This window comes from Betaproteobacteria bacterium (assembly GCA_016709965.1).
Lineage (GTDB): Bacteria > Pseudomonadota > Gammaproteobacteria > Burkholderiales > Rhodocyclaceae > Azonexus > Azonexus amarohabitans.
Genome location: JADJLT010000001.1, coordinates 2,206,911 through 2,232,591, shown reverse-complemented (window position 1 = coordinate 2,232,591; position 25,681 = coordinate 2,206,911). Strand labels below are relative to the sequence as shown.

Annotated in this window: 14 protein-coding genes and 1 pseudogene; 3 read left to right on the top strand and 12 right to left on the bottom strand. The window is 56.6% G+C overall.

Going from position 1 to position 25,681, the window contains the following annotated elements:
* Positions 1–91 precede the first annotated feature (91 nt).
* The 5 genes and pseudogenes from IPJ12_10955 to IPJ12_10935 form a co-directional block, all read right to left on the bottom strand.
* Positions 92–1,735 carry an electron transfer flavoprotein-ubiquinone oxidoreductase gene (locus IPJ12_10955; protein ID MBK7647663.1) on the bottom strand — a complete coding sequence of 548 codons (1,644 nt, stop codon included), beginning with the start codon at positions 1,733–1,735 and terminating at the stop codon, positions 92–94.
* Positions 1,736–1,737: 2 nt separating this feature from the next.
* Entirely contained in the window at positions 1,738–3,516 is a 1,779-nt protein-coding gene (locus IPJ12_10950) for an acyl-CoA dehydrogenase C-terminal domain-containing protein (protein MBK7647662.1), read from the bottom strand.
* Between the two features lie 34 nt (positions 3,517–3,550).
* Complete coding sequence (locus IPJ12_10945; protein MBK7647661.1) at positions 3,551–4,480, bottom strand: electron transfer flavoprotein subunit alpha/FixB family protein; 930 nt, start codon at positions 4,478–4,480, stop codon at positions 3,551–3,553.
* A 2-nt stretch (positions 4,481–4,482) separates the two neighbouring features.
* Positions 4,483–5,232, bottom strand: coding sequence for an electron transfer flavoprotein subunit beta/FixA family protein (locus IPJ12_10940; GenBank protein MBK7647660.1), 750 nt, complete (start codon positions 5,230–5,232; stop codon positions 4,483–4,485).
* A 63-nt stretch (positions 5,233–5,295) separates the two neighbouring features.
* Positions 5,296–6,933: pseudogene (locus IPJ12_10935) on the bottom strand (acyl-CoA synthetase).
* A gap of 160 nt (positions 6,934–7,093) precedes the next feature.
* Between IPJ12_10935 and IPJ12_10930 the strand changes: the two are divergent.
* From IPJ12_10930 to IPJ12_10920, 3 genes are all read left to right on the top strand, one after another.
* Entirely contained in the window at positions 7,094–9,115 is a 2,022-nt protein-coding gene (locus IPJ12_10930; protein ID MBK7647659.1) for a PAS-domain containing protein, read from the top strand.
* Positions 9,112–9,879, top strand: a complete 768-nt coding sequence (locus IPJ12_10925; GenBank protein MBK7647658.1) for a response regulator transcription factor — start codon at positions 9,112–9,114, stop codon at positions 9,877–9,879. The genes IPJ12_10930 and IPJ12_10925 overlap by 4 nt, the downstream gene beginning before the upstream one ends.
* Positions 9,880–10,017: 138 nt before the next feature.
* Positions 10,018–13,665 carry a Cache 3/Cache 2 fusion domain-containing protein gene (locus tag IPJ12_10920; GenBank protein ID MBK7647657.1) on the top strand — a complete coding sequence of 1,216 codons (3,648 nt, stop codon included), beginning with the start codon at positions 10,018–10,020 and terminating at the stop codon, positions 13,663–13,665.
* 95 nt (positions 13,666–13,760) lie between these two features.
* On the opposite strand, the gene IPJ12_10915 is transcribed toward IPJ12_10920, so the two are convergent.
* From IPJ12_10915 to IPJ12_10885, 7 genes are all read right to left on the bottom strand, one after another.
* Entirely contained in the window at positions 13,761–15,812 is a 2,052-nt protein-coding gene (locus tag IPJ12_10915) for an elongation factor G (GenBank protein MBK7647656.1), read from the bottom strand.
* Between the two features lie 33 nt (positions 15,813–15,845).
* Positions 15,846–16,169, bottom strand: a complete 324-nt coding sequence (locus tag IPJ12_10910) for a hypothetical protein (protein ID MBK7647655.1) — start codon at positions 16,167–16,169, stop codon at positions 15,846–15,848.
* Entirely contained in the window at positions 16,169–17,527 is a 1,359-nt protein-coding gene (glmU, locus tag IPJ12_10905; protein ID MBK7647654.1) for a bifunctional UDP-N-acetylglucosamine diphosphorylase/glucosamine-1-phosphate N-acetyltransferase GlmU, read from the bottom strand. Before glmU ends, IPJ12_10910 begins: the two co-directional genes overlap by 1 nt.
* 175 nt (positions 17,528–17,702) lie before the next feature.
* Positions 17,703–19,169 carry a glutamate synthase subunit beta gene (locus tag IPJ12_10900; GenBank protein MBK7647653.1) on the bottom strand — a complete coding sequence of 489 codons (1,467 nt, stop codon included), beginning with the start codon at positions 19,167–19,169 and terminating at the stop codon, positions 17,703–17,705.
* Entirely contained in the window at positions 19,169–23,803 is a 4,635-nt protein-coding gene (locus tag IPJ12_10895; protein ID MBK7647652.1) for a glutamate synthase subunit alpha, read from the bottom strand. Before IPJ12_10895 ends, IPJ12_10900 begins: the two co-directional genes overlap by 1 nt.
* 186 nt (positions 23,804–23,989) lie before the next feature.
* A complete protein-coding gene (aroB, locus tag IPJ12_10890; protein ID MBK7647651.1) occupies positions 23,990–25,084 on the bottom strand; it encodes a 3-dehydroquinate synthase in 1,095 nt (364 codons plus the stop codon).
* Positions 25,072–25,563, bottom strand: coding sequence for a shikimate kinase (locus tag IPJ12_10885; protein MBK7647650.1), 492 nt, complete (start codon positions 25,561–25,563; stop codon positions 25,072–25,074). The genes aroB and IPJ12_10885 overlap by 13 nt, the downstream gene beginning before the upstream one ends.
* Positions 25,564–25,681: the final 118 nt, after the last annotated feature.

Sequence of the window (25,681 nt, the reverse complement as noted above, 5' to 3'; positions counted from 1 at the left end):
GATACGTGCGTGGTTAATACGGTTGTGCTGTTCTCGTTTTTTGCATTTTTTCCGGTCGACCGTGGGAAGACCCCGATCGACTCGATTTCAACTACATGTTTGGATAGTTAGGTCCACCGCCACCTTCCGGAACCGTCCAGTTAATGTTCTGGGTCGGATCCTTGATGTCGCAGGTTTTGCAATGCAGGCAGTTCTGCCCATTGATCTGCAGTCGCGGCTTGCCCTCTTCCTCACCAAGAATTTCATAAACACCAGCCGGGCAATAACGGGTTTCTGGCGAACCGTACTTGGCGTAATTGACGCTGATCGCAACGCTTTCATCCTTCAATTGCAGATGGCAGCGCTGGTTTTCCTCGTGGTTCGTGGCCGAGAGGAAGACGGAAGAGAGGCGGTCGAAAGTAATCTTTCCATCTGCTTTCGGATAGGCGATCTTCGCGTAGTCGTTCTTGTCCCCAAGCTGGCTGTGGTCGTCGTGGTGATGCATGGTCCACGGCGCTTTGCCCTTGAAAACGTAGGTATCGATGGCGCCATAGGCCAATGCACCAAACAAGCCCCACTTGAAAGCCGGGCGAATGTTGCGCACCTGATACAACTCATCCCACAGCCAGCTTTTCTTGATTTGCTCGGCGTACTCAGTTGCTTCGCTGCCGGCGTTTTCCTTGCCGAGATGTTCGAAAACCGCTTCGGCGGCAACCATGCCTGACTTCATCGCCATATGCGTGCCCTTGATCTTCGGCACGTTGAGGAAGCCGGCGGTATCACCGATCAGCAGGCCACCAGGGAAGGTCAGCTTGGGGATGGACTGATAGCCGCCTTCTGACAGCGCACGGGCGCCGTAGGAAATGCGGCGGCCACCTTCAAAGAAACCGCAGATCGCCGGATGCGTCTTGTAGCGCTGAAATTCCTCGTAGGGCGACAGCCAGGGATTCTTGTAATCCAGACCGACGACCATGCCGATGGCGACGAGGTTGTTTTCCAGGTGATAAAGGAAGGAGCCACCGTAGGTATCGGAAGTCAGTGGCCAGCCCACGGTGTGTACGATCAGCCCCGGCTGGTGCTTGGCCGGATCGATTTCCCACAGCTCCTTGATGCCGATGCCGTAGGTTTGCGGATCGACGCCATCACGCAGGTCAAACTTGGCAAACAACTGCTTGGTCAGCGAACCTCGACAGCCTTCGGCGAAAATCGTCTGTTTGGCATGCAACTCCATGCCCGGCTGGAAGTTGTGGGTTTGCTGCCCCTCCTTGCCAATGCCAAGATCGCCAGTCGCCACGCCTTTGACCGAACCGTCCTCGTGATAGAGAACTTCGGCCGCAGCAAAACCAGGGTAAATCTCAACACCCAGGGCTTCAGCCTGTTCACCCAGCCAGCGGGCCAGATTGCCCAGGCTGATGATGTAGTTGCCGTGATTGCCCATTTGCGGCGGCGTCGGCAGTTTCCAGGAGCCGCTCTCGGTCAGGAACAGCAGGCGATCTTCACCCGCCGGCGTGTTGAGCGGCGCGCCGCGTTCCTGCCAGTCAGGGAAAAGCTCAGCCAGTGCGTGCGGTTCAAGCACGGCGCCGGACAAAATATGGGCACCAATTTCCGAGCCCTTTTCCAACAGACAGACGGAAATTTCCTTGCCGGCGGCTTCAGCCAGTTGCTTGATGCGGATCGCCGACGACAGCCCGGACGGGCCGCCGCCGATGATCACGACATCGTATTCCATCGCATCGCGATCGGTGCGCATGGTCATGATCAGAACAGGTTTTCAGGTAGGGCGAAGACCGAGTCGCTACCGCCGATGATTTCAGCGGCATAGGCAGCGGCGAACGGAATCTGGTGGGCAGCGAAGTAAGTCGCTGTCGCCAGCTTGGCCTTGTAAAAGTCGTCGGTCGTTCCTTCGGCAAGGTGCTTGACGGCAATCGCTGCAGACTTGGCCATCAACCAGCCGCCAACGACGATACCGGTCAGCTTGAGGAAAGGCACGGAACCAGCATGAACGGCAGCCGGGGCGCTGTCGTAGTTGGCCAAAATCCAGTCTGCTGCGGTCGACAAGGAATTGATGCCATTTTTCAGGTTGACCGCAATCGTTGCCAGTTGCGCGTCGCCGGCAATTTCTTCAGCCGTTGCGCTCATTTCGGCAATCAGCGTCTTCATCGCAGCGCCCGGCACCTTTTCGCGAGCCAGCTTGCGACCGACCAGATCGTTGGCCTGAATCGCCGTCGTCCCTTCATAAATGGTCGTGATGCGCGAATCGCGGTAATACTGGGCGGCACCCGTTTCTTCGACGAAGCCGACGCCACCGAAAACCTGCAGCGCAGTCGACGACAGCTCGACGCCCTGCTCCGTACTCCAGCCCTTGACGACCGGCGTCAGCAGATCGACGCGGGATTGGGCAGCCGCATCGCCGGCATGGGCACGGTCGATGTTGGCGGCAGAGTAGTAAGCCAACGTACGCATGGCTTCGGTGCGCGACTTGACGTCCATCAGCATGCGGCGGACATCGGGGTGATGCAGGATGGTCTTCTTTTCGCCTGAGTTGTCACCGATGATCTTGCCCTGAACGCGTTCGCGGGCGTACCACAGCGCGTGCTGGTAAGCGCGCTCGGCGATGCCGACGCCTTCGAGGCCGACATTGACGCGGGCGTGGTTCATCATCGTGAACATGTAGCCGATGCCCTTGTTCTCGTCGCCGATCAGGTAGCCAACGGCCCCTTCGTTCTCGCCGTAGGACATGACGGCGGTCGGGCTGCCGTGGATGCCGAGCTTGTGTTCGATCGAGGCGCAGATCAGGTCGTTGCGCTTGCCGAGCGAACCATCGGCATTGACCAGGAATTTCGGCACCAGGAAGAGTGAAATGCCCTTCAGTCCCGGCGGCGCATCCGGCAGACGGGCCAGCACGAGGTGAATGATGTTCTCGGCGACGTCATGTTCGCCCCAGGTGATGAAGATCTTGGTGCCGCTGACCAGATAGCTGCCGTCGCCGACCGCTTTGGCCTTGGAGGAAATGGCGGCCAGATCGGAGCCGGCATTCGGCTCGGTCAGGTTCATGGTGCCAGTCCACGTGCCTTCGATCATCTTCGGCAGGTAGATCTGCTTGAGTTCGTCGGAAGCGTGGTGGGCAATAGCTTCGATAGCGCCGCCGGTCAGCATCGGGCACAGGCCGAAGGCCATGTTGGCGCCCTTCCACATTTCATTGACGGCCATCGAAACGACCGCCGGCAAACCCTGACCACCATATTCCGGATCGAAAGGCATGGAGTTCCAGCCGGTTTCGGCGAACAGCTTGTAGGCTTCCTTGAAGCCGGGCGCCGTCGTGACAACGCCGTCCTTGCAGACGTGACCGATCTGGTCGCCCACCTTGTTGATCGGGTCAAGGACGCCGGTGGCGAACTTGCTGGCTTCGTCAAGAATGGACTCGACGAGATCGACGGAACATTCCTCGTTACCGGGCAGGGCGCAGATTTCTTCGAGGCCGGCCACTTCGTTGAGGACGAACTGCATGTCGCGAATCGGGGCGATATAGGTGCTCATGGGTTTCTCTCCGTGTTTCTTGCGAATTGTTTGTTTAGACGGCTGCAACGAGGGCCGGAATGGTTTCAAACAGATCAGCCACGAGCCCGTAATCCGCCACCTGAAAGATCGGTGCATCCGGATCCTTGTTGATGGCGACGATGACCTTCGACTCCTTCATGCCAGCCAGATGCTGGATGGCGCCCGAGATACCGACCGCGATGTAAAGCTGCGGGGCAACGATCTTGCCGGTCTGGCCGACCTGGTAATCGTTCGGGACGAAGCCGGCATCGACGGCGGCACGGCTGGCACCGAGCGCAGCACCAAGCTTGTCGGCGAGCGGTTCGAGCAGGGTGTGGTAGTTCTCGCCACTGCCCAGACCACGGCCACCGGAGACGATGATCTTGGCGGCCCCGAGTTCGGGACGTTCGGACTTGGTCAGTTCGCGGTTGGTCAGGGTGCTTTGGGCGGTGTCGTTGGCTGGGCTGATGCTTTCGATTTTTGCGGCATTTTCCCGGTTGACCGCATCAAAGGCGGTGGTGCGGACGGTGATAACTTTGACTTTGTCGGCGCTCTGCACGGTGGCCAGGGCATTGCCGGCGTAGATCGGACGGACGAAGGTGTCCGGGCTGTCGACGCCGGTGATTTCGGAGATCTGGGCGACATCGAGCAAGGCGGCGACGCGCGGCAGCAGATTCTTGCCGAAGGTGGTAGCCGGGGCGAGGATGTGGCTGTAGCCGACGGCGTTGGCAATGACCAGGGCGGTCAGGTTCTCGGCGGTCTGGCTTTGGTAGTGGGCAGCGTCGGCAACTTTGACGAGGCTGACCCCATTGAGGGTGGCGGCATCCTGGGCGGCGGCGCTGCAGTTGCTGCCGGCGACGAGGACATGCACTTCGCCACCGATCTTTTGAGCCGCGGCGACGGTGTTGAGGGTGGCGGCCTTGAGGGACTGGTGGTCGTGTTCGGCGATTACAAGAATAGTCATGATCAGATCACCTTGGCTTCGTTCTTGAGTTTGTTGACGAGTTCGGCGACGTCGGCCACGCGGATGCCGGCACTGCGCTTGGCGGGTTCGGCAACTTTGAGGGTGGTCAGGCGCGGGGTGACGTCAACACCAAGGTCGGCCGGCTTGACGGTGTCGAGCGGCTTTTTCTTGGCTTTCATGATGTTGGGGAGCGTGGCGTAGCGCGGCTCGTTGAGGCGCAGGTCGGTGGAGACGACAGCCGGCAGACTGATCTCGAGGGTTTCGAGGCCGCCGTCGATTTCGCGGGTGACGGCTGCTTTGCCGTTGGCGATGACGACTTTGGAGGCGAAGGTGGCTTGCGGCCAGTTTTGCAGGGCGGCGAGCATCTGGCCGGTCTGGTTGGCGTCGTCGTCGATGGCTTGTTTGCCGCAGATGACGAGTTGGGGTTGTTCCTTGGCGCAGAGGGCTTTGAGGAGCTTGGCAACAGCGAGCGGCTGGAGGTCGACGTCGGTTTCGACGAGGATGCCGCGGTCGGCACCAATGGCCATGGCGGTGCGCAGGGTTTCCTGGCAGGCAGCAACGCCGCAGCTGACGGCAATGACTTCGGTGGCGATGCCGGCTTCTTTGAGCCGCACGGCTTCTTCAATGGCAATTTCGTCAAAGGGGTTCATGCTCATCTTGACGTTGGCCAGGTCAACGCCCGTGCCGTCTGCCTTCACTCGCACCTTGACGTTGTAATCTACTACCCGTTTTACTGGGACAAGAATCTTCATGGGATATTCCTTTTCCGGACAAAAAGCCCCTGTCGACCGGCATCAGGTGACAGGGGGCACGGATTACTCGATAGCTAGCGCCGAGTTGGCGTGCTGGCGCAGAACGTATTTCTGGATCTTGCCGGTTGATGTCTTCGGCAACTCACCAAATACCACGGTTTTCGGCACCTTGAAACGTGCCAGATGCGCACGGCAATGCTCGATGATCTCGGCTTCGGTGCACTTGGCATCGACCTTGAGCTCGATGAAAGCTGCCGGCACCTCGCCCCACTTCTCGTCGGGCTTGGCCACAACCGCAGCAGCAATGACTGCCGGATGGCGATAAAGCACGTCTTCGACTTCCAGCGAAGAAATATTTTCGCCACCGGAGATAATGACGTCCTTGGAGCGATCCTTGATCTTGACGTAACCATCGCTATGCACGACTGCCAGGTCGCCGGTATGGAACCAACCACCAGCGAATGCCTCTTCAGTCGCCTTCTCGTTTTTCAGGTAGCCCTTCATGACGAGATTGCCGCGGAACATGATTTCACCCATCGTCTCGCCATCCCATGGCACCGGATCCATGGAGACCGGATCGAGCACGGCAATCGCTTCCTGCATGTGGTAACGGACGCCCTGGCGACCGTTGCGGGCAGCGCGCAGGTCAATCGGCAACTTGTCCCATTCCGGGTGCTTGGCACAAACGGACGCCGGGCCGTAGGTTTCGGTCAGGCCATAGACGTGGGTGATATTGAAACCCATGGTCTCGCAACCTTCGATGATGGCGGCGGGTGGTGCGGCACCGGCAATCAGGCCGTTTACCTGATGCTCGATACCTTCCTTAAGGGCGGCCGGGGCATTGATCATCATGCCGTACACAATCGGCGCGCCGCACATATGGCTGACCTTGTGCTCCTTGATCAAACCGAAGATCAGCGCCGGGTCAACTTTGCGCAGGCACACGCTGGTGCCGGTATTGGCGGCCAGCGTCCACGGGAAACACCAGCCATTGCAATGGAACATCGGCAGTGTCCAGAGGTAGACCGAATGCGGCTGCATGCCCCAGGAAATAATATTGGAGGACGAATTCAGGTAGGCGCCACGATGGTGGTAGCAACGCCCTTCGGATTGCCGGTGGTGCCGGACGTATAGTTCAGCGCGATGGCATCCCACTCGTTTTCGGGCAGTTGCCAGGCAAAGTCCGGTTCGCCTTCATTCAGGAATGCTTCGTAATCCTTCTCACCGAGCGCTTCGCCTTCGGTGTAATCCGGATCAAGGCTGTCGATCACCAGCGGCTTCGGCCCTTCGAGCAGCGCCAGCGCGGCCTTGACCACCTTGGTAAACTCGGGATCGGTAATCAGCACCTTGGCTTCGCCATGGGCCAGCATGAAGGCAATGGCTTCAGCGTCGAGGCGGGTGTTCAGCGTATTGAGTACGGCGCCGATCATCGGCACACCGAAATGGCACTCGAACATTGATGCCGTATTGGGCAGCATGACGGCAACGGTGTCGCCCTTGGTGATGCCGCGATTTTTCAGGGCGGAGGCGAGTTGGCGGCTACGGTCGTAGCTTTCCTTCCAGGTTATACTGGCGCGAGCCCTGAATCACCGAAATACGTTTCGGGTAAACGAAGGCCGAACGCTCAAGAAAGCTGAGCGGGGACAACGAAACAAAGTTGGCCGGATTTTGTTCCAGCCCGACGGAATACGGGTTCACCACAGTTTATCTCCTCATGTTTTCTTGCCGAGTGCTGTTCTCGTTGGGGCAAGGTTTTTTATTTGTTGCTAGAATCGCAAAACACTCTTGCGCAAGTATTGGCAGAATGTAACGAATCGTTACATTGTAGATTGCCCGTTGAAGCCTGCACTAGAATCGGCGCATGCTTCAGATCAATTCCTCGTCCGATCTCATGCCGCGCCCGGAAATGTTGCAGGCCGGACTGGATTTGCTCGACCAGGGAATTACCGTCTTCGATGCCGAATTACGATTGGTGGCGTGGAACAGGACGTTCCTCGTATTGCTCGAGTTTCCCGAAGAACTGGCCTACATCGGCGCCCCGTTTGCCAGCTTCATTCGCCATAACGCGATGCGCGGCGAATACGGCCCGGGTGACGTCGAAATGCAGGTTGCCGAGCGTGTCGCAGCGGCTAAAAACTTTGCGCCCCACGTCACGGAACGGCAACGGCCGAACGGCCGGGTTTTGCTCCTGCGCGGCGAACCGCTGCCGCACAAGGGCTTCGTCACGCTGTACAGCGATGTCACTGAACAACGTTACATCGAGCACCTGACCGAGCACCAGAATATCCAGCTCGAAGAGCGCGTGCGCCGTCGAACCGCTCAGCTCGAAAATGCCAATGCCAACCTGCGGCTGGCCAGCGAGGAAAATGAACGCATCGCCGGCGCCCTGCGGCGCAGTGAAGAACGCCTGCGCCTGATCAATAACACCATTCCCATCCTGATCGGCTACGTGGACCAGAACGAAGTCTACCAATACGCCAACAAAGGCTACTCCGACTGGTATGGCCACCCGGAAGACGCTGTCACTGGGCGGGCAGTACGCGACGTCATCGGCCCGCATGTCTATAGCCAGGTACGCGACCCGGTGCGTCGAGCCCTGGGCGGTCAGCAAGTCACCTATGAGTACCAGATGGAACGTCAGGGACAGACCTTGTTCGCCCGCAGCACGCTGGTACCGGAAGTGACGGCAGATGGGAACGTTCTTGGATTTTTCGTGTTTTCGTACGAGATCACCGAGCAAAAAAGAATGCAGGCAGCACTGATCCAGGCTCAGAAAATGGAGGCTATCGGGCAGCTGACCGGTGGCCTGGCCCACGATTTTAACAACTTGCTGACCGTCATTATCGGAAACCTTGCCGCCTTGCAGGATCACCGCCCGGACGATCCCGGGGTCAACGAATTCGTAGACCCCGCCCTGCAATCAGCGCGACGCGGCGTGCAACTGATCAAGCGACTGCTTACCTTTTCGCGCCAACAGCCGCTGGAGCCACAAGCGGTCGATATCGGCCAATTGATCGGCAGTCTGACCAAACTCGTACGCCGCTCGCTGCCCGAGTCAATTGCGGTATCGACCGATCTGGCCGGCGCTTCGGTGCATGCGCTGGTCGACCCCGGGCAGCTCGAAAGTGCCCTGCTCAACTTCGCACTGAATGCGCGCGATGCCATGCCGCAAGGCGGCCGCCTGCACATCGCGGCACGTCCCGTTGAACTGTCAGCCGACGCCGCCGCTTTCGACGTTTCTCCCGGGTTTTACGCCCTGATTGAAGTCGCCGACAACGGTACAGGCATGAACGCCGACACCCTCTCCCGAGCCTGCGAACCTTTTTTTACGACCAAACGGCTGGGTCTGGGCAGCGGTCTGGGGCTAGCCATGGCCTACGGCTTTGCCAAACAATCGGGCGGCGGCATCTCGATCCAGAGCCAACTGGATCAGGGCACCACGGTTCTGATGGTCCTGCCGCTGGCTGCACCGGAGCCGGAAGCCGACGAGCCCGGCGAAGAAGCGGTCCTGCCCCATCGTAGCGAACTCGTATTGCTGGTCGAAGATGAGCCGAATGTGCGCCGCGTCGTCCGCCAGCAACTGATCGATCTCGGCTACCCGGTGATTGAGGCGGAGAACGGGATGCAGGCACTGGAAATGATCGAGTACATTGCAGATATCGCCATCGTCGTCAGCGACGTCATAATGCCCGGCAGCATCAATGGGCGGCAGTTGGCCGACCGCGTGCTGGCCGAGCGGCCAGAGATGCGCTTCGTCTTGATGAGCGGCTACGCCGATGAAACCGAAGCAGAAAGCACCCACGTGTTGCCGGTACTGGCAAAACCATTCGTCCGCCAGGATCTGGCCCGCGCCCTGCAACGCGCACACAAAGGCAATTCATGAGAGATATTGAACCCGCACACCTGGTCGCCATCGTCGAAGATGATCCTGATGTCGCCAAAATCATTGAACAGGTCCTGGCTGATTTCGGATTTCGTACGGTCTGGTGCCGTAGCGGCACCGACCTGCTGCGCCGCCTTCGTACACTGGCCCCCGATCTCTGCATCATCGATCTCGGGTTGCCCGACATGGATGGCCTTGAAGCCATGCAACGTGTTCGCGCCCAATCCAGTTGCGGTATTCTCATCCTGACCGGACGTGCCCATGTCAGCGACCGCGTCATGGGCCTAGAGCTTGGGGCTGACGATTACGTACTGAAGCCTTTCGAGCCACGCGAACTGGTTGCCCGCGTCCGAAGCATCCTGCGCCGGCGCGAGGGCAACGAAGCACCGAATCGCCAGATCGCGGAGTTTGCAGGCTGGCAATTCAATCTGGGCAACAACACCCTCACCTCCCCGAACGGCGCCGAGCACGCACTGAGCATGGCCGAAACCGAGCTGCTGAAAGTATTCGTCAGTAACCCGAACCGTATCCTTCAGCGTGAAAAACTGATGGGTACCCGTGACCTTGCCCCGAATGACCGCGCCATCGATGTCCGCATCTCACGCCTGCGCCGCAAGCTGGAACCCGATCCGCAAAGCCCGGCTTTTATCAAGACCGTGTATGGTGCCGGCTACCTTTTTCTGGCTACAGTAAACTGGTCTGACAGGACCGATATCGAACATCGAAAAACTCTGGATGGCTTTGAAAAAAGCACGGATTTTTAATATTTGATATATATGGTGATATTATGTCTTAAGTGATACTTGGCGTCCCCGGGATTGCGCCAAGCCCACCCCAACGACTACGTAATCTGCCTGCGAGCGATACGACGTCAGCCGATCGAATTCTCAGGCACAGGGACAATGCGCGATAACGGTTTTACAAACGGCCATGAAATCGAAATCCGTGATGACCAAATCATCATCTCCCGGAGCGACGTTCAAGGCCGAATCGTTTTCGTCAATGATCAATTTACCGCCATCAGTGGCTTCTCCGAGGACGAGTTACTCGGGCATCCGCACAACATAGTCCGTCATCCGGACATGCCCAGCGCCGTCTTTACCGATTTGTGGCGGGACCTCAAGGGCGGCCGACCTTGGGTTGGTGTGATCAAGAACCGCTGTAAAAACGGCGATTCCTACTGGGTTGAGGCCCATGTTTCACCAATTTTTGAAAACGGCGTCATCGCAGGTTATATGTCGATGCGACGGAAGGCCAGTCGAGCCCAAATTCAGCAGGCTGAGCAATCCTATGCGGCAATGCGCGCCGCCCCCTCGCTCGCACTTTCGTTCAAGCATGGTGTCCTGACTTCGAACAATCTGGCCGACAAGTTGCGGCAAAAATACAGAAATGCAGGACTGACCACCAAGATCATCTTCTCCTCACTCATTGCCGCCATCGTTGTGCTGGGTGCCGCCGCCTACTTTCTGGCAGAGCATGTTACCCAGGCACTGAATGCCAGTGCCCACCAGCAACTTCGCCATGACGTCAGCCTGTTGCGCGCAGCTGTAGCTGCGCGTGTCGAGAGTGCCAACATCGAAGCGGTCGAGTATTCAAAAACCCTGTCTAAACGGGTGTATGAAGCCATGGGCGGTGAGAAAACGGCGAGCCTGGCGGCGCTCAATGCACTGAGCGGACAGGATGTCAGCAACCGGCATAATTCCATCGACCCCTTTATGCGCGACTTACATGGTGCTGCTACCATCTTTGTGCTGACACCGAACGGGTTCAAGCGAATCTTGACGACGGCAGTCAATGAAAGCGGCGGTTCAGCCATCGGGACAATGCTCGCCCTGGATCATCCGGCTCACGCCCAATTACTCGCCGGAAAAAGCTATGTCGGCCCGGCACGCGTTTTCGACCGCCAATACCAGACCAGTTACACACCGATATTCTCTGCATCGGGCGCGGTGATCGGAATCAGCGTCATAGGCATCGACATGGCCGATCAACTGGCGACACTGAAAACACAAATCCGCACGATGAAAATTGGCGAAACCGGTTATTACTACATTGCTGATGGCACACCTGGCCCGAATTTCGGAAGGATGATCCTGCACCCTTATCGCGAAGGCCAGATTTTATCCGATGCGCAGGAACGTGGCGGACGTGGCCTTATTGCCGAGATGGCGAGTCTGCACAACGGAGAAATTTACTACGCCTGGAAAAATGCTGAAGCCGGTGAAACGGTTGAGCGCATGAAATTGGTAATTTTCGAATCGCTCGAAGATCCCCGATGGATCATCGCCGGAAGCGTCCCGATTGACGAGTTCACGGCGCTACCGCATCGAATCGTCGCATTGGCGGTTGCAGGAGGCATCGCAATGGCTATGGCGATTTTCCTCATCACCTTGATATTGCTCAGGAAGCTGGTGCTGAAACCTCTGAACACGGCGGTGTTGCCGACTTTTCAGGCCATGGCAGACGGACGCTTCAATACACCTTTGGACATACGCGGCAGCGATGAAATTTCGCAGGTTTTTCAGGGACTGGAATCCCTGCGCAACCGACTGGCTTTCGAAAGCGAGCGTGAGCGCACACTGGCTGTCTTGCGAGAGCATGCGCGTCATGAAGCGGAGAGTCTATCGCGTGCTCGCGCCGAATTCCTCGCCAACATGAGCCATGAAATCCGGACACCGCTGAATGCCGTGATCGGTCTCGCTTATCTATTGCAACAAAGTACGCTCGGGCACCGTGAGACCGAGTATGTCCAACGCATCGATAGTGCAGGCAAGTTATTACTGGCAATCGTCAACGACATTCTTGATTTTTCAAAGATTGATGCAGGTCGGATGCTGCTTGAGGAGGCACCATTTCGACTCGATGACGTTCTCGATAATCTATCAAATCTGCTCCGCAATCGGGTCCAGGAAAAAGGCCTTGTCCTCCAATACGTCGTCGCAGCCAACACCCCTCAGACGCTCCGCGGAGACGCCTTGCGCCTGTCGCAAATCCTGATCAACCTGGTCGGTAATGCGATCAAGTTTACCGCCGAAGGATCAATTACCGTCCACGTCGACGCAGAGCCGCCGACTGGTGAACGCTTCAAGCTGTCCATCCGGATTGTTGACACTGGAATCGGCATCTCCAAGGAGCAATTGAGCAATCTTTTCCGGGCATTTTCGCAAGCGGACAGTTCAGTCACCCGAAAATTTGGTGGCACTGGCTTGGGGTTGGTGATCTGCAAGCGACTGATCGAGATGATGGGCGGAACGATTACCGCTTATAGCCAGCCGGAAGGCGGCTCGACATTTGGCTTTACGGTCTGGGTCGGCGTCGACAATTCTCCAACCAAATTGCTAACCAAACCCGGCTATCGCGTTTTAGTCGTTGATGACAATGCTTTGGCGAGAAAAGTACTTGAGCAATTGCTGATCAACAACGGCTGTGCCGTCCGTACTGCTGACTCAGGCGAGGCAGCGCTAATCGAGTTGCACGGGGCAACGATCATGCCTTTTGATTGCATCATGATAGATCTGAACATGCCAAATATGGACGGACTGGCACTAGCCCGCCGAATTCGCGCTGAATGGCACCAAACCACAAAGCTGGTCATGGTCACCGGCGCCGATGTGCATGCAGCGTGCTATCGCGATGCTCTGGAAGACTTTGACCAAGTGATCGAGAAGCCAGTGACGGCAGCCCGCCTGACTGATGTCCTTGGGGAATTGCAAGGCAAGGTCGCATTGAGCAATGTTTTGCCGACGGGAACGACAACAGCATTGGATGGGCTACATATCCTTGTGGCGGAGGATGTTCCAACCAATCAACTGATCATGCGTGATTTGCTTGAATCCCTCGGTGCATCAGTCGTCATGGCGGGCGATGGTGCCAAGGCCATTCAACAGCTTGCCGAAACTGGCCAAAAAATCGATCTCATCCTCATGGATATCCAGATGCCGACCATGGATGGCCTGGAAGCAACCCGTCGCATCCGGAATGGCCAGATCCGCAATGACATTCCGATCATCGCCCTGACGGCTCACGCCCTCGAAGAAGAGCGACAACGAGCGATTGCTGCGGGAATGAATGATTTCCTGACGAAACCGATCGATCCTCAGTTATTGCTCGCCGCCATCCAGCGTTGGCGGCCGAAAACGCCAATTACCAGAGCGTCCAAACCGGAGCCCATAGAGATCGCCACAAGTGCGAAGTTCCCCGATATCCCGGGCATCGATGTCGACGATGGGCTCCGCCGCATGCTCAACCGGAAGCCTCTTTTCGAAAAAATTCTGCTCGATTTCGAATCTCGGTTTGTAGGTGAGACAGAACGCATCCGCGAGGCACTGGCCACCGGCGACACCGACGGGGCGACGCGTCGCGCCCACAGCATCAAGGGTACCGGGGGCATGGTCAGCGCCAAGGAACTGGCCGTTCGGGCGGCAGCACTTGAGCAGGCGATTCGAGCGAATAGCTCTGATGTTGCAGACTGCCTTGATCGTTTTGATGAAGAACTGGAACGGGTACTTGCCGGCATCCAACTGGCGTTTGGCAACGCCAGGATTCATTAACAAACCCCACCGGCAAGCATTCGCTTGAAAAAGGGCTTTTGAAAATCAGCCCTTTTTTCCGGTTGACCGCGGAAGTGCCTTCCGCGGCCTGAAAATCACTCGTCTTCGTCGTGCAGCTGGAATTTGCTGGCCAGTTGCTGCTGAATATTGCCCGGTACAGCAGCGTAGCGCGCAAACTCGATGGTGTAGCTGCCCTGGCCACCGGTCAACGACTTGAGCCGCGACTGGTAGTCATTCAGTTCAGCCAGCGGTACTTCGCCGGTGATCGCCGCCATGCCGCGCCCACGACCATCGGTGCCGGTAATATGACCGCGCCGTCCGGAGAGGTCGCCGGTCAGATCACCAATCGCGGTTTCCGGCACCACGATCTCGATGCTGACGATCGGTTCCAGCACGATGGGCTTGGCGCCACGAATCGCTTCTATCACCGCCTTGCGGCCGGCGGTCGTGAAGGCCACTTCCTTGCCGTCCACAGCGTGAGTCTTGCCATCGAATACGGTGACTTTCAGGTCGTCAACAGCGTAACCTGCGACCACGCCACCTTCCAAGCCCTGACGAATGCCCTTTTCCACGGCCGCCATGAATACCCCGGGAATGACGCCGCCCTTGACGGCATCGACAAACTCGAAGCCTTCACCACGGCCTTTCGGCTCAATGCGCAAATGGACTTCGCCGAACTGCCCGGCCCCGCCCGACTGCTTCTTGTGGCGATACATGGCCTCGGCTGAGCCGGTGATCGTTTCGCAATAAGGAATGCGCGGCGGCTGGGTGTCTACTTCCAGCTTGTACTGCCCGGCCATGCGCGCCAGCTTGGCCTTCAGGTGAATTTCACCCAGGCCGCGCACGACAGTTTCGTTGCTGGTCGGGTGACGCTCGACGATAAAGGTCGGGTCTTCCATCGCCAGCTTGCCAAGAATGTCGAACAGACGCTGCTCGTCGCCTTTCTTCTTCGTTTCGACAGCCAAGCCGGCCATCGGCTTCGGGAATTCGAGGGGAACGAGATGAATGTGATCTTCGTCATGTGAGTCGTGCAATACGCAGTCAAAATCGATGTCATCGACCTTGGCGATGGCACCGATATCTCCCGGCAGCAGCTCGTCCACCTCAACACTGTCCTTGCCCTGCAGAAGGTAGAGATGCCCGACTTTTACCGGGCGCTTGCTATCGCCGACAAAGAGCTGCATGTCCTTCTTCATGGTGCCCTGATGAACGCGGAAAACACCAATCTTGCCCATGTAGGGATCGGCAACCACCTTGAACACGTGGGCCAGCACATGCTTGTCCGCATCCGGCAGCGCCTGGAAAGGCTCGGTCACATCACCCGGCTCGCCCTTGTAGAAGGGCGGAGGATTGCCTTCCGCCGGATTCGGCGCCAACGAGGCGAGCACATGCAGCAGTTCCTTGATGCCGGCACCGGTTTTAGCCGAGGTAAACAGGATGGGAATCAGGTGACCTTCGCGCAACGCCTTCTCGAACGGTGCATGGAGAGCGAAAGCGCTCGGATCGGCACCGTCTTCAAGATACTGTGCGAGCAAATCTTCGTCTTCTTCGACGATCTGATCAATCAGCGCGCGATGGGCCTCGGCCACGGACTCAAAATCAGCGTCACCGGCAGCGTGCTCAAGCACTTCGACCACCTCTGCCGCGCCATGCACCGGCAGGTCAAGCAGCATGCACTGCTTGCCAAAACGTTCGCGAATGTCGGCGACCAAACCGGGTAGATCAAGGTTGTCGGCATCAATCTTGTTAATCACGATCATCCGGCACAGTTTGCGTTCGGCAGCATAGCGCATCATGCGCTCAGTCATCAGCTCAACGCCGGTCTGCGCATTAACGACAATCAGCGCAGTATCCACACCGGCCAGCGCCGCTATGGCTTGCCCGGAAAAGTCCGGATAACCCGGGGTGTCGATCAGGTGAACGCGGGTGTCGTCATAAGCAAAATTCATCACCGCGGAAGTCAGAGAATGCCCCGCCTCCTTTTCCTGAGCGTCGAAATCGGCAACCGTATTGCCCTTCTCAACGCTACCCTTCGCTGAAATCGTGCCGGTCGCAAAAAGCAGCGCTTCGGCAAGGCTGGTCTTGCCGACCGCACCATGGCCGACCAGTGCAACGGAACGAAGCGCCTCGGTGGTGTACTTTGACATCTTATTCTCCCTGAGCAATAAATTAGCGGTGAATCAACGGGCCTTTTCTGCCTCGATCATTTCAGCAACGATCTTGTTGGCGAACTGGGGGCCCAACCCTATGATCAGGCCACTGGCGATAGCAACCAGCACGAAGCCGACAATCAACTGGATCGCTGGACGCCTAAATTCCGGACCACGCTTCAGCGCGAACCATACGGGGCCGACAACTGGAAACAGCAATACCGGCAAGCCAGTCTTCCAGCCAAAGCTGAAAGCGGCCGGCAGGGTTCCAATGTAGCCAATGAGCAATAGCAATCCGCCACCCGCCAGCGACAAGGTCGAACCAACGGCGAACGCAGTGAAGCCCCAGTCCATTATTTCTTGACCTTTTGCGGACGTTCCCAACCGGGCAGCGTCATCTGTTTGGCTCGCGATACGGTAAGCGCATCCGGCGGTGCATTTTTGGTGAGCGTGGTTCCAGCCCCCAGTGTTGCGCCACGACCAACGGTCACCGGCGCAATCAATTGCGTATCCGAGCCGATGAATACATCGTCCTCGATGATGGTCTTGTGCTTGTTTGCGCCATCATAGTTGCAGGTGATCGTACCGGCGCCAACATTCACCCGCTGACCGATTTCGGCGTCACCAATGTAGGCCAGATGATTGGCCTTGGACTGTGCGGCGATTTTCGTATTTTTTACTTCGACAAAATTGCCGATATGGACTTCCGGGCCTAGTTCTGTCCCCGGCCGCAAGCGCGCGTAGGGGCCAAGCACGCCATCGGGACCGATAACCGCATCCTCAAAATGGCAAAACGCGGCAATGCGCGTACCAGCCCCAACCTTGACGTTCTTCAGTACACAGTACGGGCCAACCTCGACCGCATCGGCCAGTTCCACATCCCCTTCGAAGACGCAGCCAACATCGATGGCCACATCACGACCATGCGCCAACTTACCGCGAATATCGATGCGGGCCGGATCCGCCAGTCTGACACCGGAAACCAGCAGTTGATCAGCGAGGTTGCGCTGGTGCTGGCGTTCAAGTTCAGCGAGCTGCACCTTGCTGTTCACCCCGAGCACTTCCCATTCACCCTCGGGCTGTGCCGTACGCACTGGCATGCCTTCAGCCACGGCCAAGGCAACGATGTCGGTCAGGTAGTACTCGCCCTGGGCGTTGTTGTTTTTCAGATTGCCCAGCCATTCGGCCAGTCGCGCCGTCGGCATGACCATGATGCCGGTATTTACTTCGCCGATCGCCTTCTGTTCCGGTATTGCATCCTTTTCTTCGACAATGCTTGAAACGTTACCGGCAGCATCCCGCACGATACGACCGTAGCCGGCCGGGTTGGCAAGGTCAACGGTGAGAATGGACAGGCCATCCTTCCCGGCCTGCAACAGGCGCTTCAAGGTCCCTAGCGAAGTCAGCGGCACATCGCCATAGAGCACCAGCGTCTGGGCTGCGGCGCCAAGCTGCGATATGGCTTGGGCAACGGCATGGCCCGTACCCAGTTGTTGTGCTTGTTCAGCCCACAGAATATCGCTGGCAGCAAGCGTCGAGCGCACCACCTCGCCGCCGTGCCCGTAAACCACAATCAATTTTTCCGGTGATAGCAGGCGAGCGGTGTCGATAACATGCTGTGCCAGCGCCTTGCCGGCGATCGGGTGCAGCACCTTGGGTAGATTGGAGTGCATGCGCTTGCCTTGGCCGGCAGCGAGAATAACGATATTCATGTTGGACAGAATCTTATCGGGTTAGGCAACCCTCATTTTCACATGATCGGCCATGACTGTCGAAGCCGGCAGCGCGTTTGCTGCGATAGCCGTTTGATCCAGCGCAAAAAAGGGCACGAAAAACAAAAACCCCGTCGACCTTACGGTCAACGGGGTTTTTTGGCAAAAAACAGAATTATCGTGGCAGTGTCGTCGAACCCATCAGGAACTGATCCACTTCACGGGCAGCCTGACGCCCTTCGCGAATTGCCCAAACAACCAGTGACTGACCACGACGGACGTCACCGGCCGCGTAAACCTTGTCAACGTTGGTTTTGTAGCAGCCCTCGCCATCGGTTGTTGCCTTGGCATTCTGACGCGCATCCTTATCGACGCCAAAGGCATCAAGCAGACTGCCCACCGGATTGGTGAAGCCCATGGCCAGGAAAGCGTTATCGCAGGGCAGTTCGAATTCCGAACCAGCCACTTCGACCATCTTGCCGTCCTTCCATTCGACGCGAACGGCTTGCAGCGCTTTGACGTTGCCATTGCCATCGTCGATAAATGACTTGGTGGCCACCGCGAAATCGCGGCTGCAACCTTCATCGTGAGAGGAAGATGTGCGTAGCTTGTACGGCCAGTAAGGCCAGGTCAGCGCCTTGTTTTCTTCCTCCGGTGGCATCGGCATCAGTTCGAACTGGGTCACCGAAGCGGCACCGTGACGATTTGAGGTACCGACACAGTCAGAACCGGTGTCGCCGCCACCGATGACGATGACGTGCTTGCCCTTGACGCTGATCGGGTTGGTCTTGCCCTGCTGATTTTCCTTGTTCTGCGGAATCAGGAACTCCAGCGCAGCATAGATGCCTTTCAACTGACGGCCGGGTACCGGCAATTCACGCGGCACTTCAGCGCCGGCTGCCAGAATTACCGCGTCGAAATCCTTCATCAGCGAATCGGCAGCAACAAAATCCTTGGCATCGTTGTTGATGCCGTCCGGCAGACTCTTGTCGCCAACAAGAACCTTCGTCTTGAAGGTGACGCCTTCCGCTTCCATCTGGGCCACACGGCGATCAATCACCGTCTTTTCCATCTTGAAGTCAGGAATACCGTAACCAAGCAGGCCACCAATGCGGTCGCTCTTCTCGAACACGGTAACTTCATGACCAACTCGAGCCAGTTGCTGGGCTGCGGCCAAGCCAGCCGGGCCTGAGCCGATGATGGCAACTCTCTTCCCGGTCTTGGCCTTCGGCGGCAGAGGTACTACCCAACCAGACTCCCAACCCTTGTCGATGATGAAATGCTCAATCGACTTGATGCCCACCGGCGCAGCATTGATGCCCAGCGTACAGGCGGCTTCGCAAGGTGCCGGACAAATGCGGCCGGTAAAGTCAGGGAAATTGTTGGTGGAATGCAGCACCTCAAGCGCCTGCTTCCAGTTACCGCGATACACCAGATCATTCCAGTCCGGAATGATGTTGTTGACCGGGCAACCGCTATTGCAGAACGGAATGCCGCAGTCCATGCAACGTGCGCCCTGAATCTTCGCATCGTCGTCGTTCAGTGCATGCACGAACTCCTTGTAATGCGTCAGACGTTGTTCAACCGGATCGTAAGCCTCGTTCAGGCGTTCGAATTCCATAAATCCAGTCGGCTTGCCCATTATGCGGCCTCCTTCTGTGCAGCGGCCATTTCCGTAAGGGCGCGCTTGTACTCATGCGGATAAACCTTGACGAACTTCTCGCGATAGACATCCCAATTGGCAAGAATCCGCTTGGCAGTTTCGCTGCTGGTATATTCGACGTGGCGCGTGATCAGATCCTTCAGCAGGGTCTCATCGGCTAATCCGAGGTGCAGCGGCTCGCCTGCAGCATGACGATTTGCTGGCAAGACTTTCTCCAAGGCTACCTGCGCCAGATTGGCGCGTTGCTTGAAGGTGCCATCTTCGTCCAGCACATAGGCGATGCCGCCCGACATACCGGCCGCGAAGTTGCGCCCGGTCATCCCGAGCACCACGACAGTGCCACCGGTCATGTATTCGCAACCGTGGTCGCCCACACCCTCGACAACAGCTGTTCCACCTGAATTGCGAACAGCGAAACGCTCACCACCAACACCAGCAAGGAAAGCCTCACCATCGGTTGCCCCGTACAAGACGGTATTGCCAACAATGATATTTTCCTGGGTGTCGCCCCGGAAATCAGGGCTCGGCTTGATGATAATGCGGCCACCCGACAATCCCTTGCCAACGTAGTCGTTGCCTTCGCCAGTCAGTTCCATCGTGACACCCTTGGCCAGGAAGGCACTGAAAGCCTGTCCAGCGGTGCCGGTCAGCTTGACGTGAATGGTATCGTCCGGCAAGCCGGCGTTACCATAGCGGCGGGCTACCTGACCCGATAGCATGGTGCCGCAAGTCCGGTTGACGTTGATAATTGACGTCTCGATCTGCACCTTCTGCCCATTTTCCAAGGCAGGCCGTGCTTGCTCGATCAGTTTGTGATCCAGCGCCCTGTCAAGACCGTGGTCCTGTGTCTCGGTCTGGCGACGGGGCACATCAGCAGGAACGTTCGGCAAGTAGAAAACCTTGGAGAAATCCAGGCCCTTGGCCTTCCAGTGTTCAATACCTGTACGCATGTCGAGAAGGTCAGCACGACCAACCAGATCATCAAACTTGCGAATACCCAGCTGGGCCATGATTTCACGAACTTCATCGGCAATGAAGAAGAAGTAGTTCACGACATGTTCCGGCTGACCGGTAAAGCGCTTGCGCAATTCCGGATCCTGAGTAGCCACACCGACCGGGCAGGTATTCAGATGGCACTTGCGCATCATGATGCAGCCTTCAACCACAAGCGGAGCAGTTGCAAAGCCGAATTCGTCAGCACCCAGCAAGGCACCGATTACAACGTCGCGGCCAGTTTTCAGTTGGCCATCCACCTGAACACGAATGCGCGAACGCAGGCGGTTCAATACCAGCGTTTGCTGTGTTTCGGCCAAACCGAGTTCCCACGGCGTACCGGCGTGCTTGATGGAGGACTGCGGTGAAGCGCCCGTACCACCGTCAAACCCGGCAATCACCACGTGATCGGCTTTGGCCTTGGCCACACCGGCAGCTACCGTACCAACACCTACTTCCGATACGAGTTTGACGGAGATGGAGGCACGGTCATTGGCGTTCTTCAGATCGTGAATCAATTGCGCCAAATCTTCGATGGAGTAGATATCGTGGTGCGGCGGCGGCGAAATCAGGCCGACGCCCGGCACGGAGTGACGCAGGAAGCCGATGTATTCGGAAACCTTGTGCCCCGGCAACTGACCGCCTTCGCCCGGCTTGGCTCCTTGCGCCATCTTTATCTGGATCTGGTCGGCGTTGACAAGATACTCGGCCGTGACACCAAAGCGACCGGAAGCAACCTGTTTGATGGCTGAACGCAGGGAATCGCCATCCTTCAGTACGATGTCGCGCTCGATGCGGCCAGCACCAATAATCTCGGATAGCTTGGCACCGCCTTTGACTGGCGCAAAACGTCGGGCATCTTCGCCACCTTCACCGGTATTGGACTTGCCACCAATTCGGTTCATCGCGATTGCAAGTGTGGTGTGGGCTTCCGTGGAAATGGAACCGAGTGACATGGCACCGGTAGCAAAACGCTTGACGATTTCCTTGGACGACTCGACCTCTTCAAGAGGAATTGCTGCACCTTGGGGCTTGAACTCGAACAATCCACGCAAAGTCAGGTGACGCTTGGTCTGATCATTAATCAGCGCGGCGTATTCTTTGTAGGTCTCTGTCTTCCCAGAGCGCGTCGCATGCTGCAGTTTGGCAATCGAGTCCGGTGTCCAGGTATGATCCTCTCCGCGGATGCGGAAGGCGTATTCGCCGCCGGCATCCAGCATGTTGGTCAATACAGGATCGGTCGAAAACGCCTCTTCATGAAGACGGATGGCCTCTTCTGCAACCTCGAAAACACCGATACCTTCAATGTTCGAAGGCGTACCAGTGAAATATTTTTCGATGAAATCCTTCTGTAGACCGATCGCTTCAAATATTTGCGCGCCGGTATAGGACATGTAGGTCGAAATACCCATCTTGGACATGACCTTGTTCAAGCCCTTGCCAATTGCCTTGACGAAGTTCTTGACAAACTTATCTGCCTTCTCGGCATCACCCTTGGCAAAACCCTCAATCGTCTCAAGCGCCAGGTAGGGATGAACTGCCTCGGCACCATACCCTCCAAGGAGCGCAAAATGATGCGTTTCGCGCGCTGAACCTGTCTCCACGACTAGACCCGTACTTGTGCGCAAACCCTTGATGACCAGGTGCTGATGAATTGCAGAAGTCGCCAGCAACGCCGGGATAGCTACGTTATTCGCATCAATCTTGCGGTCGGAAACAATCAGGATATTCGCACCCGACCGTACAGCATCTTCTGCATCAGCTGCCAGCGATGCCAAGCGTGCCTCAACCCCGGCCTTACCCCATGCAAGGGGGTAGCATATATCCAGCTCAAACGAACTGAATTTGCCCGATGTGTACTTGCCGATATGGCGTAGCTTTTCAATGTCAGCCTTGGTCAATACCGGCTGAGAGACCTCAAGACGGATCGGCGGATTGATGTCGGCAGTATTCAACAGGTTCGGCTTCGGACCGACAAACGAAACGAGCGACATAACCAACTCTTCGCGAATTGGATCAATCGGCGGATTCGTTACCTGAGCGAATAGCTGCTTGAAATAGCTATACAGCGTCTTGTTTTTTCTCGACAGAACCGGCAAGGCGGAGTCAGTCCCCATGGAACCGGTCGCCTCTTCCCCATTCTGGACCATCGGCTCCAGAATGACCTTGATATCTTCCTGGGTGTAGCCAAAAGCCTGCTGGCGATCGATAAGGGAAGCAGACGCCGTATCGCAGGCCTCAGCCGGCGCTTCAACTTCGTCAAGCTTGATACGGATCTTTTCGATCCACTCGCGGTAAGGTTTTGCCTTGGCCAGCGAGTCCTTGAGCTCCAGGTCGTCAATAATTCGGCCCTGCTCCATATCAATCAGGAACATCTTGCCCGGCTGCAAACGCCATTTCTTGACGATTTTCTTTTCCGGAATCGGCAGCACACCTGATTCTGAAGCCATGACCACGAGGTCATCGTCAGTCACCAGATAGCGGGCCGGACGCAGACCATTACGATCAAGCGTAGCGCCAATCTGACGACCATCGGTAAAGGCAACGGCGGCAGGACCGTCCCACGGCTCCATCATCGCAGCATGATATTCATAGAAGGCACGACGGTTTTCGTCCATCGTTGTGTGTTTTTCCCATGCCTCTGGGATCATCAGCATCACAGCCTGAGCCAGTGAATAGCCACCACCCATGACAAGCAGTTCTAGCGCATTATCAAAGGATGCCGAGTCAGACTGACCGGGATAATGCAGCGGCCACACTTTTTGCAGGTCATTGCCAAGGATCGGCGAGGAAATTGCCTGCTCACGGGCCTTGAACCAATTCACATTACCGCGCACCGTATTGATTTCGCCGTTATGGGCAATATAACGGAACGGGTGGGCAAGATCCCAAGTCGGGAAGGTGTTGGTAGAGAAGCGTTGATGAACCAAGGCCAGTGCCGAAACAGTGCGCTTGTCCTGGAGATCCTGATAATAGACCCCCACCTGATTGGCCAGCAGCAAGCCCTTGTAATTAACTGTTCGCGCCGAGAATGAGGGCACATAAAACTCTTGTCCGTGCTTCAGCTTGAGCGACTTGATGGCATTGGCCGCACGACGTCTAATGATGTACAGTTTGCGCTCCAAGGCATCTGTCACGAAGACATCAGGCCCTCGGCCGACAAAAACCTGGCGGATCACAGGTTCCGTCGCTTTGACCGTTGGCGACATTGGCATATCGGCTTTGACCGGCACGTCACGCCAACCTAGCATCACCTGCCCCTCTGCCGTCACCGAGCGCTCAATTTCCTCTACACAGGCATGACGCGAAGCAGCTTCTTGTGGCAGAAACACCATGCCAACGCCATACTCACCAAGAGGTGGAAGGGTCACGCCCTGCTTGGCCATTTCTTCTCGATAAAACTGGTCCGGAATCTGGATAAGGATACCAGCACCGTCACCCTGCAACGGATCAGCGCCAACGGCACCTCGGTGATCCAGATTTTTCAGGATCAACAAGCCCTGCTCGACGATGCTGTGACTTTTTTGCCCTTTGAAATGGGCCACAAAACCTACGCCGCAAGCGTCGTGCTCGTTGGCGGGATCATACAAACCCTGCCGATCAGGTACTTCCTGTTCCATCACACGCATTCCTTCAAATAACTTGGCCAGTGAATACAGGCCAATGATAAAAATAACCGAGCATCATATTGCCTGCTTCGATCAGTAGGAAAATTAGAGGCAACCATCGAATATACTGGCAAACTTCTGTCAATTCAAGATGCTGCAACGCACCAACAGCGCCTGCCTGCGGCATAAATTCCCCATTCAGGTGCATCTAGCCTCAATTGCCGCACCAATCTGTTCAACGGTCGCCTGCTCAGACACGACCGCTGTTCCGATATTTTTGAGGAGAACCAATCGTAGCTTCCCATCCTGCACCTTTTTATCGTGACTCATCAATTCAAGATACCTGGATACACCAAGGCGAGGGGCGGACACCGGCAAGCCAGCGCGAACATAGATTCTTTCGATTCTCTCCACCGCTTTTTGGTCCAGCCAACCCAAGTTGCACGACAATTCAGATGCAATTAGTGTGCCGGCCGCAATTGCTTCGCCATGCAGCCATTCACCATAGCCCATGCCGGTTTCAATCGCATGGCCAAAAGTATGTCCCAAATTGAGCAGTGCTCGCTCTCCACTTTCTCTTTCGTCCGCGGCAACCACTTCAGCCTTGTTAGAACAAGACCTATGCACCGCATAAGACAAGGCCGATTTATCACGGCTCAATATTTTTTCAATATTTTCCTCAAGCCAGAGGAAAAAGTCAGAATCACGAATCAGACCATATTTGATAACCTCAGCCAATCCAGCTTTGAGCTCTCGATCCGGCAAAGTATCGAGCGTAGCCAGATCAGCAAGCACCAATTTTGGCTGATAAAAAGCGCCGATCATGTTCTTTCCGAGCGGATGATTGATAGCAGTCTTGCCGCCCACCGAAGAGTCGACCTGAGATAGAAGGGTGGTGGGCACCTGAACAAATGGCATTCCGCGCTGGTAGCATGCGGCCGCAAATCCACCCATATCACCGATAACGCCGCCACCAAGGGCGATGAGTGTGGTGCCGCGCTCACAGCGAGCTTCAAGCATGGCATCGAAAACCAGATTCAGCGTCTCCCAAGTTTTGAATTGCTCACCGTCCGGCAATATCACGGGCAGAATTGAAATTTGGCCTTTTTTCAGCGTTGACCGTAGCAATTCAAGATACAGCGGCGCCACCGTCGTGTTGGTCACCACAACGACTTTTTTTTGCTTGATGTAAGGCAAGATCAACTCGGCTTGCGTCAATACCCCAACGCCAATATGGATGGGGTAGGATCGCTCAGCCAGCTCAACGTTGAGCATCTTGTTCATGACTTGCATAGGCGGTTAAATTCCCGTAACAGTTGAGACACGACACAGGAGGCAGCCAGATGTCCACCATCGATGACGATATGCGCCGCCTCCCGATAGAGGGGATCACGCACTGCATAAAGCGCTTCCAGTTGAGCCAACGGGTCGGCGACATGCAACAAGGGACGATTCCGATCATGTCTGGTGCGTTCATGCAGCAAGGCTGGCGATACGTTTAGATAGACCACCCATCCGGTATCGTGAAGCCTTTGACGATTTTCAGGCTTGATCACGACGCCCCCTCCTGTCGCCAACACGATTCCCCCCATATCGGTGAGTTCTTGAATGGTCTGCATCTCCCGACGCCGAAACCCGTCCTCGCCTTCGATTTCAAAGATGGTAGGAATAGGGACGCCAGTCCGATTAACGATTTCATGATCAGAATCGAAAAATGGACGAGCCAATCGCTTGGCGAGTTGGCGCCCGACAGTCGTTTTACCGGCTCCCATAAGGCCGACGAGATATATATTGCGACAGTTTTCCACGATCGGATTTTAGCCGACTAACGGCTCAGTACAAAAAGTAAGGGCCGGCAATGCCGGCCCTTTAGATTCAGATTTGAGGAAA